General features: G+C 70.0%; 8 protein-coding genes and 3 riboswitches. Of the genes, 6 read left to right on the top strand and 2 right to left on the bottom strand.

The window, feature by feature from the left end; translation table 11 throughout:
- Nucleotides 1-42: 42 nt before the first annotated feature.
- Nucleotides 43-256, top strand: a riboswitch (cobalamin riboswitch).
- Nucleotides 257-390: 134 nt separating this feature from the next.
- From O7603_RS32205 to O7603_RS32185, 5 genes are all read left to right on the top strand, one after another.
- Nucleotides 391-2,781: a ribonucleoside-diphosphate reductase subunit alpha gene (locus tag O7603_RS32205; protein ID WP_281573469.1), complete on the top strand. Its 2,391-nt coding sequence runs from the start codon at nt 391-393 to the stop codon at nt 2,779-2,781.
- A gap of 53 nt (nt 2,782-2,834) precedes the next feature.
- The gene (locus O7603_RS32200) at nt 2,835-3,830 is read left to right on the top strand and encodes a ribonucleotide-diphosphate reductase subunit beta (RefSeq protein ID WP_281576903.1); all 996 of its coding nucleotides are present in this window, start codon (nt 2,835-2,837) and stop codon (nt 3,828-3,830) included.
- A gap of 93 nt (nt 3,831-3,923) precedes the next feature.
- The gene (locus tag O7603_RS32195) at nt 3,924-4,244 is read left to right on the top strand and encodes a hypothetical protein (protein WP_348651099.1); all 321 of its coding nucleotides are present in this window, start codon (nt 3,924-3,926) and stop codon (nt 4,242-4,244) included.
- A riboswitch (cobalamin riboswitch) is annotated at nt 4,200-4,410 on the bottom strand. Its footprint overlaps the gene before it by 45 nt.
- Nucleotides 4,411-4,641: 231 nt before the next feature.
- A riboswitch (cobalamin riboswitch) is annotated at nt 4,642-4,787 on the top strand.
- A gap of 147 nt (nt 4,788-4,934) precedes the next feature.
- The gene (locus tag O7603_RS32190; RefSeq protein ID WP_281573468.1) at nt 4,935-5,456 is read left to right on the top strand and encodes an acyl-CoA thioesterase; all 522 of its coding nucleotides are present in this window, start codon (nt 4,935-4,937) and stop codon (nt 5,454-5,456) included.
- A 3-nt stretch (nt 5,457-5,459) separates the two neighbouring features.
- Complete coding sequence (locus O7603_RS32185) at nt 5,460-6,086, top strand: LysE family translocator (protein ID WP_281573467.1); 627 nt, start codon at nt 5,460-5,462, stop codon at nt 6,084-6,086.
- Nucleotides 6,087-6,286: 200 nt separating this feature from the next.
- Here O7603_RS32185 and O7603_RS32180 read toward each other — a convergent pair whose 3' ends face one another.
- Nucleotides 6,287-7,669 carry a serine/threonine-protein kinase gene (locus tag O7603_RS32180; protein WP_281576901.1) on the bottom strand — a complete coding sequence of 461 codons (1,383 nt, stop codon included), beginning with the start codon at nt 7,667-7,669 and terminating at the stop codon, nt 6,287-6,289.
- A 272-nt stretch (nt 7,670-7,941) separates the two neighbouring features.
- Nucleotides 7,942-11,850, bottom strand: a complete 3,909-nt coding sequence (locus O7603_RS32175) for a phosphodiester glycosidase family protein (RefSeq protein ID WP_281573466.1) — start codon at nt 11,848-11,850, stop codon at nt 7,942-7,944.
- A 233-nt stretch (nt 11,851-12,083) separates the two neighbouring features.
- Between O7603_RS32175 and O7603_RS32170 the strand changes: the two genes are divergently transcribed.
- Nucleotides 12,084-13,322: an MFS transporter gene (locus O7603_RS32170; RefSeq protein ID WP_281573465.1), complete on the top strand. Its 1,239-nt coding sequence runs from the start codon at nt 12,084-12,086 to the stop codon at nt 13,320-13,322.
- Nucleotides 13,323-13,329: the final 7 nt, after the last annotated feature.

Below are 13,329 nucleotides of genomic sequence, written 5' to 3'. Positions count from 1 at the left end.
GACACAGCATCTGGTGTTGCGGAGTCTTCGCCGCGCCCATATATGGTGTCACTTGCAGCTGGTTCGGCTACCGGTCGGTGGTAGTCGAGGCAAGAGGGAACCCGGTGTGAATCCGGGACTGCCCCGCAGCGGTGAGTGGGAACGACCGCCGTCACACAGCACTGGACCGCGAGGTCTGGGAAGCGACGGCCAGTAGGCGACAGGTGTCCTGTCACGCCCACGAGTCCGAAGACCTGCCAGCGCGCCGCACGCGTCGCGTGCGGCGGTCGAAGGCCGCGTGGGACGGCCGACGCCATCAGCCAGCCAGTCATGGCGGGCGCGCCGTCAGGCGACCAGTGGCGTTCCTCCTGCGCGATCGTCGACCTCGTGGACAGGCGTGAGGAGGGGGACATGACGGCGACGCAGGAAAAGGCCGCAGCCGACCAGGCAGTGCCGGAGCAGCGTCGGCATGTGATGCGGGTCCGTAAGCGCAACGGCCACACCGAGCCGGTGGACGTCAACAAGATCGTCAAGGCGGTGGAACGGTGGGTCGCCGACCTTGACGAGGTGGACCCGCTACGGGTTGCCACGAAGACGATCAGCGGGCTGTACGACGGGGCGACCACGGCCGAACTGGACAAGCTGTCGATCCAGACGGCGGCGGAGCTGATCGGCGAGGAGCCGCAGTATTCGAAGTTGGCGGCGCGGCTGCTGGCCGCGTTCGTGGACAAGGAGGTCCGTGGGCAGGGTGTGGCGAGCTTCAGCCAGTCCATCGCGTACGCCCATGGCCTGGGATTGATCGGGGACGAGACCGCGACGTTCGTGGCGCGTAACGCGCGAAAGCTCGACGACGCCGTGGACCCGGACGGGGATCTGCGGTTCGAGTACTTCGGCCTGCGGACGGTCGCGGATCGGTACCTGTTGCGGCATCCGGAGTCGCGGTTGGTGGTCGAGACGCCGCAGTACTGGCTGTTGCGGGTCGCCTGTGGGCTGTCGCAGACGCCGGGCGAGGCGATCGGGTTCTACCGTCTGATGTCCAGCCTGGCGTATCTGCCGAGTTCGCCCACGTTGTTCAACTCCGGGACCCGGCACACCCAGATGTCGTCGTGCTTCCTGGTGGACTCTCCGCGCGACGAACTCGACTCGATCTACGAGCGGTACCACCAGGTCGCCAAGCTGTCGAAGTTCTCGGGAGGGATCGGCATCTCGTGGTCGCGCGTGCGGTCCCGGGGTGCGCTGATCCGCGGCACGAATGGCAAGTCGAACGGCATCGTGCCGTTTCTCAAGACGCTCGACGCCGGGGTGGCCGCGGTCAACCAGGGTGGCCGGCGCAAGGGCGCGGCCTGCGTCTACCTCGAGCCTTGGCACCCGGACATCGAGGAGTTCCTGGAGCTGCGGGACAACACCGGTGAGGAGTCCCGTCGTACGCACAATCTCAATCTGGCGAACTGGATCCCGGACGAGTTCATGCGGCGGGTCGAGGCGGACGGGGACTGGTCGTTGATCGACCCGTCCGACGCGCCCGAGCTGCCCGACCTGTTCGGCGAGGCGTTCGACGAGGCGTACCGGGCGGCAGAGAAGAAGTCCGTCCGGACCGTCAAGGCCCGGGATCTGTACGGGCGGATGATGCGGACTCTCGCGCAGACCGGCAACGGGTGGATGACGTTCAAGGACGCCTCGAACCGGCTGTCCAACCAGACCGGCCTGCCCGGCAACACCATCCACCTGTCCAACCTCTGCACCGAGATCCTCGAGGTGAACAGCGACGCGGAGACCGCCGTGTGCAATCTCGGCTCGGTCAACCTCGGCGCCCATGTCACCGCCGAGGGCGTCGACTGGGAGAAGCTGCGGGCGACGGTCCGTACCGCGGTGGTCTTCCTCGACCGGGTGATCGACATCAACTACTACCCGTCGGATCAGGCGGCGGTGTCGAACCCCCGCTGGCGTCCGGTCGGGCTCGGGTTGATGGGCCTGCAGGACGCGTTCTTCACGCTGCGGCTGCCGTTCGACTCTGCCGGAGCCAGGGAGCTGTCCACCCGGGTGCAGGAGGAGATCTTCCTGACGGCGCTGGAGACGTCGGCCGCGCTCGCCGAGCAGTTCGGCGTGCACCCCGCGTACACCGAGACCCGCGCCGCGAAGGGCGAGCTCCACCCGGACCTGTGGGGTGTCGAGCCCACCCAGCTCGACCGGTGGGCGGCGCTACGGTCGACGATCGCCGCGCACGGCCTGCGGAACTCCCTGCTGGTCGCGATCGCTCCGACCGCCACGATCGCCTCGATCGCCGGCTGCTACGAGTGCATCGAGCCGCAGGTATCCAATCTGTTCAAGCGCGAGACCATGTCCGGTGAGTTCCTCCAGATCAACACGTATCTGGTCCGTGAGCTGAAGGCGCGGGAGCTCTGGACGGCGCCGATCCGCGAACAGATCAAGCGCGCCGAGGGCTCGGTCCAGGGAATCGTCGACCTGCCAGCCGACGTGCGGGACCTGTTCCGTACCGCGTGGGAACTACCGCAGCGGGCCCTGATCGACCTGGCCGCCGCCCGCGCCCCGTTCATCGACCAGTCGCAGTCGCTGAACCTGTTCATGAGCGCGCCGACCATCGGCAAGCTCTCCTCGATGTACCTGTACGCCTGGAAGTCCGGGCTCAAGACCACCTACTACCTGCGGTCGCGTCCCGCGACCCGCATCCAGCAGGCGACCGTCGCCGTCACCCCGGCGCTCAAGCCGATCGTCGCCATGAGTGACGACGAGGCGCTGGCCTGCTCCCTGGAGAACCCGGAAAGCTGCGAGGCCTGCCAGTGACCACCATTCCCGAAACCCGCATCAGCACCAGTACCAGCGCCGGCGAGCGGCACATGCTGCTCGACCCCGGCATGGACCTGACCCTGCGGCCCATGCGCTACCCCCACTTCTTCGACCGGTTCAAGGACGCCATCAAGAACACCTGGACCGTCGAGGAGGTCGACCTCCACTCCGACCTCGCCGACCTGGCCAAGCTCTCCCCGGCGGAACAGCACCTGGTGTCCCGGCTCGTGGCGTTCTTCGCGACCGGCGACACCATCGTCGCCAACAACCTCGTGCTCAATCTCTACCAACACGTCAACTCCCCGGAGGGTCGGCTCTATCTCTCGCGGCAGCTCTTCGAGGAGGCCGTGCACGTCCAGTTCTATCTGAACCTGCTCGACACCTATGTCCCCGACGAGAGGGAACGGTTCGAGGCGTTCGCGGCGGTGGAGAACATCCCCTCGATCGCCCGCAAGGCCGAGTTCTGCTTCAAATGGATCGACTCCATCTTCGAGCTGCGCGAGCTGAAGACCCGTGCGGACCGGCGGGCGTTCCTGCTCAACCTGATCTGCTTCGCCGCCTGCATCGAAGGCCTGTTCTTCTACGGCGCCTTCGCGTACGTGTACTTCCTGCGGTCCAGGGGCCTGCTGCACGGGCTGGCGTCCGGCACCAACTGGGTGTTCCGCGACGAGTCCATGCACATGGCCTTCGCCTTCGACGTGGTGGACACCGTGCGTGCCGAAGAGCCGGACCTGTTCGACGCCGAGATGGAGCGGCAGGTCAAGGACATGCTGGCTGAGGCCGTGGAATGCGAGGTCCAGTTCGCCGCCGACCTGCTCGAGCAGGGAGTCTCCGGTATGTCGTTGACCGACATACGGGAATACCTTCAGCACGTGGCCGACCGGCGCTTGGCCGTGCTCGGCATCGAGCCGATGTACGGCAGCCGCAACCCGTTCGCGTTCATGGAGCTGCAGGACGTGCAGGAGCTGTCGAACTTCTTCGAGCGGCGGGTGTCGGCCTATCAGGTCGGGGTGACCGGCTCGGTCAGCTTCGACGACGACTTCTGATCGGCTGAGTCGGGCTGCTGTCCTGGGCGCTGCCCTCGCCCAGGACAGCAGCGACCCGATCGCAGACACACTCAGCAGGGCGCGCGTCGCGACCTGGAGGGTGCGGGGATCAGGGGCATTCAGGTCGACGAGCCCGCCCAGCGCGAAACCTTGCCGCTACGGGCCGCCGACCAAGCCCGTACCGCTGATGCCAGGTTCGCAACGTCGTCGGCGCGACGCCGAGCCGGCGGGCGAGCGTTCCGGGGCGCAGTCCCGGACCGGATGGATCGTCGGACGCCTGCCGGTCCCGCGTCCCGACAGTGTCCTGCGCACGCTGATGAAGCCTGTTGTCGTTCACCGCCGACCCCTCGAGGTCACCGATCTGGCCGCGCTCCGGGCGCGGGCAGTGGCAGGTCTTCGGACTCGCGGACATGACCGGAGCCTTCCGGTCACCTACTGGCCGTCGCTTCCCGAACGTGTGCACAGCGTTGACGGCGGTCGTTCCCGCTCACCGCTGCGGGGCAGTCCCGGACTCTCACCGGGTTAGCTCTTGCGGCACCCGGCCTGGACGGACGGGCGAACCAGCTGCCTCGACAGGTTAGGGGAGCGCCAGGCGACGACGGTGTGTGCGGCATTCGTCGGGGACCCGCTCACGGCCTGCCGGCCCGCAGGGTGCGCCGAATGACCTGATCTTGGCACTCGCACTCAGGTTGGGCGACAGCAACGAGGGAGATGACTCACGGTCGGACGCGCGGTCGACCCGGCGGTGGCGGGCGCGGGGATATGCTTCCGGGCGGCGCTGGTTCGCCCGGTCGTAGCCGGCCGGGCGTCGTAAGAGGGAACCCGGTGGGAGTCCGGGACTGCCCCGCAGCGGTGAGTGGGAACGACCGCCGTCATCAGCACTGGGCGACCTGCCCGGGAAGCGACGGCCAGTAGGAGACCGGTGAGAGCCGGTCGCGCCCGCGAGTCCGAAGACCTGCCCGCGCTGCGCACACGAGGTGTGTGCGCTGCCGTCGACCTCGCGGGCGGGTCGGGCGGGTGAGGCGCCGTGCGCGAGCCGTCGGCGCGTCCTCGACGTGCGCTCCCCGGGGTCGGTGGTGCGCTTCCCGAGGACGGACGACGACAGTGCACGACACCACGACCACCACCGCGACCCTTGCCGGCCGGCCGCCGTCGGCGTCCCACCTGACGCTGTCGCAGATCATGGATCAGCATCACACCAACCTCATGGGCACGGTCCACGGCGGCCGGATCCTCAACCTCATCGACTCGGTCGCCGGAGTGGTCGCCGCCCGGCACTCCGACGGGCCGGCGGTCACCGCGGCCATCGACGAGACGGCGTTCCTGCGCGCGGTCCGGGTCGGCGACGTCGTGCACGTGGACGCCCGGATCACCTGGGCCGGACGCAGCTCGATGGAGGTGGCCGTCAGGGTCACCGCCGACCGGTGGGACCGAGCCGTGCCGCCCGTCGACGTGGCGACCGCGCACCTGGTCATGGTCGCCGTGGACGACGACGGCCAGCCCCGCCCGGTCCCGCCGCTGCTGCCGCACACCGACGGCGACCGACGCCGCTACCGGGAGGCGGAGATCCGCCGTGAGCACCGGCTGGCACTGCGACGGGCTCTGCTCAGCGGCGGGGAGGGCTGAGGCGTGGTCGGTCTCTCCGCCACGGCCCTCACCGGCTACCTTGCCGCGATCGTGGTCCTCATGGTCACTCCGGGCCCGGACATGATGTTCGTGCTCGCCAATGCCACCCGCTACGGCGCCCGCGCCGGGGTGGTGGCCGCGCTGGGCGTCGCCGCCGGCGAAGCCGTACACGTCACGGCGGTCGTGTGCGGCCTCGCGGCGGCGATCTCCGCCTCTCCGGTGCTGTTCGCCGTGATCCGGTGGGCCGGTGCGGCATATTTGATCATTCTCGGAGTGCGGGCACTGCGCAGCACGGCGGAGCCCACCGCTGCCGCCGCCGGGCACGACTCCCGCGCCAGCAGGGCGTTCCTGCGTGGGCTGGTGACCAACCTGCTCAACCCGAAAATGATCCTGTTCAGCGTGGCATTCCTGCCCCAGTTCGTCTCGCCGGCCTCCGGCAACGTCACCGCTCAACTGGTGCTGCTCGGCGCGCTCTTCGTCGCGGTGCAGCTCACCGTCGACATCGCTCTCGGCGCGGGCGCCGGTCGGCTCGCCGGCCGGCTGGCCGACGGCCGCTGGTCGCGGCGAATCAACCGGATCTGCGCGATCGCCTTCGTCGGCCTCGGGCTCCGCCTGGCGGCGAGTTCGTAGCCGGTCCGCCCGGGCACGTGAGAATTTGCCGCGAGCAGGGTCCTCGGGGCCGGTTAGCCCGGCCACGAGGACCCGGCCGACTCAGACCCCGTCCGGCGGAGCCAGCGCAACGGACAGCGCCCGTAACGAGGCAGGCCGCGTTCGAAGCCGTCAGCCGGACAGTAGGGCTTGCCGGAGCAGCCTCGGGCCTCCGGCGTCGACTAAGTCCGCGGCACTGCGGACCCTCCGGCTGCCGATTCCTCCGCCGTCGGTTCCTCGGTCGGGTCCGCCGTCGGTTCCTCCGTCGGGTCCGCCGTCGTTCCGCCCGTCGGCGTTGCCGTCGGTCCCTGCGACGCGCCTTCCGACGTGGTAGGGCGTGGTGAGATCGAACTGCTGCCGTCTGACGGCGTGGGTCGGCCCGCCGCGCTCTCGGCCGCGGGACGAGTGGCCGTCGGGGTTGGGGATCCCGGCGCTCGAACCGGTACACCGGCCGAACCGCGAGTCTCCGGCTCGCCGCCACCGCCGCCGGGACCAGGTCCCCCTTGCGGTGGCGACACCGATGACGGCGCCGCGGGGGGCGACGACGGTCGCCCGGTCTGGCCCGGCGTCATCCCGGTGGGATCCGCGATCACCAGAACGGCGGCAACGGCGGCCACCGACCCGAGGAGCAGAGCGAGCGCGGCGTTTCCGCGACTGACGGCCCGGTCTCCCCGACTGCCGGCCCGGCTCCACGCACCCGTGCGGACCCGCTGCCGGGCGGCCAGGCGCACGGTTGGTGACCCGGTCGAGGCCGCCCTGGTGATGGCCCCGATCCGACGGTCGTACGAGTCCGCGAGGGCCTGCGCCGCGGCCGCCATGGCTCCCGCCGTCCGGAACCGGTGCGTGGGCTCCTTTGCCATCGCGGTGGCCACCAACTCCCGAACCTCCGCCGGGATGTCCTCGGGCAACGGCGGCGGTTCGTCTTCGAGGTGTCGCAGCGCCACCGCTACGGCGTTGTCACCCTGATACGGGGGCCGACCGGCGAGGCAGTGGTAGACGACGGCGCCCAGCGCGTAGACGTCGATCGCCGGCGTGGTCGCGTTCTTGGCCACCTGCTCGGGCGCCATGTACAGGGCAGTGCCGACGACCTGGTTCGCCGCGGTCAGGCTCGTCGCGCCCTGCGTGACCGCGACGCCGAAATCAACGAGTACGACGTGCCCGTCGGGCTCGATGATCAGATTGTGGGGCTTGACGTCCCGGTGGACGACGCCGGCGTCATGCGCGGCCTGCAGGGCGCGGGCGATCTGCGCCGCAACCGACAGAGCCTCGGCCGTGTCCAGCCGACCGACCTCGGCGATCCGCTCCGACAAGGGCTGTCCCTGCACACATTCCATCACGATGTAGGCGAGGTCCGGCCCTCCGGGCAGGGACATCTCGCCGTAGTCGTAGACCTGGGCAACCCCGGGATGACGCAGGGCCGCCATCGCCCGCGCCTCGCGGCGGAACCGTTCGCCGAAGCCGGCGTCGCTGACCAGGCGCGGGTGCAGCAGCTTGACGGCCACGCACCGGTCCAGCGTCTCGTCAACGGCCCGCCACACGTCGCCCATACCGCCGCCGGCGATCATCTCGACCAGGCGGTAACGGTCTCCGACGAGTTGCCCCACATTCGGCATGAGCTTTCGGTACCCCGGACTCACCGATCGCAAGCATGGCAGCACCGGCCGCAGCGTTCTTGGGTCATCCTTCCCGGCAGTCGCGAGTCTGCTCCCGTCCTGCGGACCAAGAGGCCGCGGGCGTCGACCTGACCCGGGTGAACGGACCGGGGTCGGGGTGGGCGCCGTTCGCCCACCCCGACCCCGGCACTGGCGTTACGGCCTGCGGTGGCCGGCGTGTGGCGCTAGTCGGACCAGGGCAGGCCGGTCAGGCTCGGGTACCAGGCCGGACCGTCGCTACCCCAGCTCCACTGGGGCTTGGTGCTCGTTCCGGTCAGCGTGACCGAGGCGCGGCGCTCGGCGGTGTTCGTCCGGAAGGCCAGCGACGCCGTCGACGTCACGTCCGGCTGCTTCGGGGTGAAGCGCACCGACACGACACACGTGCCGCCCGGCGCGATCGAGCGGCCAGAGCACTGGTCCCGGTCGATCCTGAAGATGTCCCGGTCACGGTCGAACGTGTCGCGCAGGTCCGGGCTTGCGGCCTCGATGTCCGTCGAGAAGATCCGCAACGGCTGGTCACCGGCGTTCGTGACCGTGATCTTCCGCACCTGACCGAACGTGCCCACCGGCTGCGCGGTGAAGACCGGAGTCTCGGCGGAGAACTTCGGCCCGGCCGGGGCCGGCGGTCCGACCTGGATGGTCTTCGAGGTGGTGATCGGTGCGAGCGAGGCGCTGTCGGTGTACTGGCGCATCGAGTCGTTCGTCACGGTGACCGTGACCGAACCGCGGCGCAGCGCCGTCAGCGTCCGCGTCTGCGGGTCGAGGATCGCGACCTTCCCGGCACGGCGGGCACCGGCGACGGCTTCGGCACCGGTGCCGATCGCGAGGCTCGACGAGCCGCTCCAGTGCACGGACATCGGGTATCGCAGCGGCACGACACGCGAGCCCGTGGACACCCCCTGGGGCTGGACGATGCTGCCGCTGAGCTGCGCCGTCTTGTCGACCTCGAGCGCCTCGGGCGCGTTGAGGGTGATCGACTGGGCGAAGGCGCGCACGTCCGCCTCCAGCCACTGCTGCTCCGCGTTGCGGAGGCTGTTCACCGACCAGTTCACCCAGCCGGTGAAGCCGCCCCGATCCGGCGTGCCGTACGGGTCCTTGCCCGACGAGGGCAGCACGACGTACGGGACGCCGTCGACGCGGTGAACGTTGGCGATCTGGGCGTGGGAGCCGAACATCACGGCACCCTTGCGGGAACTGTCGCGGAAGTCGGTGAGCAGCTTCTCGACGAGCGCCGCCTCGTCGCGGTCCCCGAGCTGGCTGGCCTTCGTCTCGGCCGGGTCGTCCACCGGGTGGTGGGCGGCCACGACGACGTTGCGTACCGACGGGTCGCGCTTGGCGTCGTCGAGCGCCTTCTGCATCATCGGCAGCTGGTCCCAGGCCGTGCCGCGCAGCGTGCCCAGGGAGCTGGCCAGCAGGATGAACCGGGTGCCCTTGTGGTCGAACGTCCGGTACGGCTGTCCGAACTCGGCCTTGAACGCCGAGAGATCCGACTGGGTGTTGTTGAGCCCGTACGACTCATGGTTGCCCGGGACGTAGTAGCAGGGCACCTTGCCGGTACGCGGACCCGGCGTGCTGTACTCGGCCGGCTCCTGGCCGACCGGGATCAGGTCGCACCCCGCGTCGGTCAGCACCTGCCGAGCCAACGCGAGATCCTGCGGCAGGCCGCGGTCGGTGATGTCACCGTTGAGGATCACCAGGTCCGGGTTGGTCTGGCGAATCCGCTGAAGGGCGGCCGTCGCGACCTGGGTCAGATTCGGGTTGTCCGCGGTGAACTGCACGTCCGACAGCGACGCGAAGGTCCAGGTACCGAAGCCGCGCTCCAACGAGCCGTCGGGCGACACGAGCCGGTCCGGCTGCAGTTCCGGCTGCTCCGGAAGGTCGATCGAGGACGGGACGTCGGCCTCGATGCGGTTGAGGAGGAACGTGCCCGCACGCTGCTGGGGCACGCTCGTGTTGATCCCCTGGAAGCCCGAGATCGCGATCGGGAACGCCGTGTTGGCGGGCAGCGTGAACGTGGCGTACTGCCAGTCGTCGCTGGCCACCAGCGCCGTTCCGTAGACACCCGAGCCCTTGCCGTTGGCGTCGGAGTAGCCCAGGTAGGTCAGCCCGTTCGGCACGGCGATGCTCGACTTGATCCGTACCCGCACGCGCAGCGGCTGGCCCGGCACCGCCACCCGGTTGGCGACGGAGGTCGCGGCGATCCCGACGTTGCGCATCGCGGCGAAGTCGATCCGCAGGCCGTCCGGGTCCTTGGCGAAGGTGGTCGCCGCGGTGCTGTTGTTGCGCCAGCGGGCGAGCACGTCGTCGTTGAAGTCGTACGCCGACACGGTCTGCACGCCCACCGTGATCGGCAGCTGCGCCGACTTGCCGGCGACGGAGATGGTCAGGATCGTGCCGGCGGCCTTCAGCGGGGTGATCTTCAGTTTGCCGGCGGACGGCTGCACGTCGACGACGCTGTGGTCGTAGTCCAGCGTGAGGTCGGTCGGGTCGATCGGGGCGGTGTAGCCCTGGTCGTCGCGGCCGGTGACGCCCACCGTGGCCGCCGCGTCGGGCGTCACGTCGGCGATGGAGAGGCGACCGGCCGACAGCTCCACGCTGTCGAGCTTGCCGAGCACCTCGATCTTCGCGGAGGCGTCCGTGCGGCCGACCGCGGCGGTGACCGAGATCGAGCCGGACGCGCGCGACGGTGCCTGCAGGACGCCGGACTTCACCGACGCCCCACCGGCGTGCCAGCGGACCGACTCCGGCTTGACCGCGACGGGCGTCTCGTGGTCGTCGAGCCCCTGGGCGACCAGGGTGCGACGCAGCCCGGGGAAGACCTTCGCGCCGCCGTCGCTGGACGTCGCGCCGGCGGCCGGCTTGACCAGGAGCTGGTGGAGCTTGCCGTCACCCGGTGTGACGAACACCCCCACGCCGTTCGGGTCGTTGCGCTCGTGACCGTCGGACGGAACGTTGCGTACGGTTGCCTCGGTCGTGCCGAGCGCGCGGGCGACCATCGTGGTGGAGCCACCGCCGTCGAGGTTGACCGCGGTCTCCACGCCCAGGGCGGCGAGGTCGCGCGCCTCCTTGTCGATGCCGACGCCGCCCTTGCCGGTACCGCCCGGGCCGTCCCAGGTGGCGAGCACGAGGGTGCGGCCGCCGTCCTTGAAGCCGAGCGCCGTACGCGGCGCGATCGCGGTGTCCAGGCCAGGGGCGACCTTGCCGCCGGACACGATCGTTCCGCCGTTACCGAGCGCGAACTTCATGGTCTTGGTCACGTCGTTCGACGGCGCGTAGGTCAGCGTGACCGGGTCGCCCGGCTGCAGCGCGCGCAGCGCCGTCGCCGCGGCGTCGCGGCCGACGAGAGCGAAGCCGTCCTGCGGGATCGCGCCCGCGCCGGCGGGCCCGGTCGGTGCGACGGCGACGACCTTGCCACCGGAGACGACGACCTCGGCGATCCGGCTGACGTCGACCCCGGTGAAACCGCGGTTGCGGCTGTAGGTGCCCCACCCCGCGGTGAAGGCGACCAGACCGTCGACGGGTACGCCGCCGCCGTTCGCGGCATTGATGGACAGGACCTTGTGATCCGCGCCGGCGAAGTTCGCGTTCGAGTCGACGGCGAGGTCGACGAGCTGGGCGATTCCGTCCTGACTGACCCCGACGTGCTGCCGGCCGCCGATGTCCGCCGTCTTCAGCAGCTGGCCGTTCTGGATCTCGCCGCCGAGCGCGGCGTTGCTGTTGCCGATGTCGAAGAACTCGCCGTTGACGCCGGCCACGGCGCTGGCCTTGTTGGCCGCGACGCTGAGCGGACCGCCCGACGCGACCGGGCCGGCGGTCAGCAGGTCGGTGCTGACGGCGCTGTTCGAAAGGTCCACGGTCAGGAACTGCGCGTCGTACCAGCCACTCTGGTCCAAGGCCTTCACGTGTTGAAGGCCGATTCCGGGGCCGATCTTCTCACTCGTGTTGACCAACGGAAGGCCGCCGGTGACGACCGGTGCGTCCGGCTGACGCGGGTGGGCCTCCGCGGCCGCCGGAAACGCCATCAGCGTGGCCGCTGCGGCGAGTGCGCCCACCAGCGGCATCACCCGCCTGGGGTTCAGGACTTGCGATCTCACATGGATCCTTAACTCGAATGAGAGCGGGCGACGAGGCCGCGCTCGGCCCCGGGCACTCGGGGGACCGCGTCGACGCTAATGATCTTGACCGAATCCGGGGTGAATCGGCCTCGACCAGGCAATGAATGCCCAACGAGAAACCCCTGGAGTCGGCCCACGCCATGACGGCGGGCCCCCGGTCGTCATCGGCGAGGTCGACTCTTCTCGCATCCACCACTATTGTCAGTTCCATTATGAGACTTACCGTCTTCTGGCGCTGGTGGGTCGCCGGCACCACCAGTCACCTCGGCTCGGCGATCGGCGGGGTGGCCCTGCCGCTGACCGCGCTGACCGTGCTGGACGCGTCGGCCTTCGAGATGGGTCTGATCACGGCGGCCGGCTATCTCGCCTACCTGTTGATCAGCCTCCCGGCGGGGGTGATCGTGCAGCGCGTACCGCTGCGCGGCATGCAGGTCGCCCTGGATCTGGTCCGCGCCCTCGCCATCGCGTCCGTCCCCCTGGCGTGGTGGTTCGACGCGCTGACGGTCGCCCAGCTGGTCGCGGTCGCCTTGGTCGTGAGCTTCGCCAACGTGCTGTTCGACGTGGCGAACCAGACCTTCCTGCCGGAGATCGTGCCGGCCGCGCAGTTGCAGTCGCGCAACAGCCTCAACTCCGGCACGCACGCCGCCACCCAGCTGGGCGGGCCGTCCCTGGGCGGGCTCGCGGTGCAGCTGCTGGGTGCGGTGCCGACGCTGTTCGTGGACGCCGTCAGCTATCTGATCTCCGCCGTGCTGCTGCGCACGCTCCCGGCGCGCCGGGTGCAGCGACCGGCCGAACGGCCACCGATGGTCACGATGATCCGCGAGGGCTGGCACTTCGTGCACCGACACCCGATCATCGGGCCGGCCATGTGGGACGCCACCGCGACGAACTTCGTCTGCGGAGCGATGCTGGCCCTCTTCCCGTACTACCTGGTACGCGACCTGCACGCGTCGCCACTCATGGTCGGGCTGCTGCTCGCCGCCGACGGCCTCGGCACGCTGATCGGCGCCGCGCTGACAACCTGGTTCACCGATCGGGTCGGCACCGCACGCGGCCTGCTCATCGCGGCCTTCGTCGGCGTGGCCGGCGCGCTCATCATCCCGCTGGGCACCGGCACCGTCGCCTACCTCGCCTTCGCCGCCGGGAACCTCATCTTCGCCGGCTCCACGGTGGTGCTCAGCGTGACCACCCGCACCTACCGGATGCTCGCCAGCCCGCCAGACCTCCTCTCGCGGGTGATCGCCACGGTCAAGTTCGTCTCCTGGGGCGCCATCCCGATCGGCGGCCTGCTCGGCGGCGTCCTGGCCGGGTCGATCGGCGCCCGTACCACTCTGCTGATCTTCGGGGCGCTCACCGTGCTGTCCCCGATCATCTATCTGTCGACTCCGGTCCGCCGGCTGCGCGACCTGCCGCTCGACACCGCCCCGGAACCCGCCGAAGCACGGGTGTGAACCCGCG

Source organism: Micromonospora sp. WMMD812 (genome assembly GCF_027497215.1).
Taxonomy (GTDB): Bacteria; Actinomycetota; Actinomycetes; order Mycobacteriales; family Micromonosporaceae; genus Micromonospora.
Note: the sequence above shows the minus strand (reverse complement) of the source record. Positions and strands in the feature narration are given on the sequence as shown.

Bases quoted from the DNA above. Each gene is read 5' to 3' on its own strand.
- O7603_RS32170 (WP_281573465.1), top strand. From the start codon at position 12,084: ATGAGACTTACCGTCTTCTGGCGCTGGTGGGTCGCCGGCACCACCAGT.
- O7603_RS32180 (WP_281576901.1), bottom strand. From the start codon at position 7,669: ATGATCGCCGGCGGCGGTATGGGCGACGTGTGGCGGGCCGTTGACGAG.
- O7603_RS32205 (WP_281573469.1), top strand. From the start codon at position 391: ATGACGGCGACGCAGGAAAAGGCCGCAGCCGACCAGGCAGTGCCGGAG.
- O7603_RS32200 (WP_281576903.1), top strand. From the start codon at position 2,835: ATGCTGCTCGACCCCGGCATGGACCTGACCCTGCGGCCCATGCGCTAC.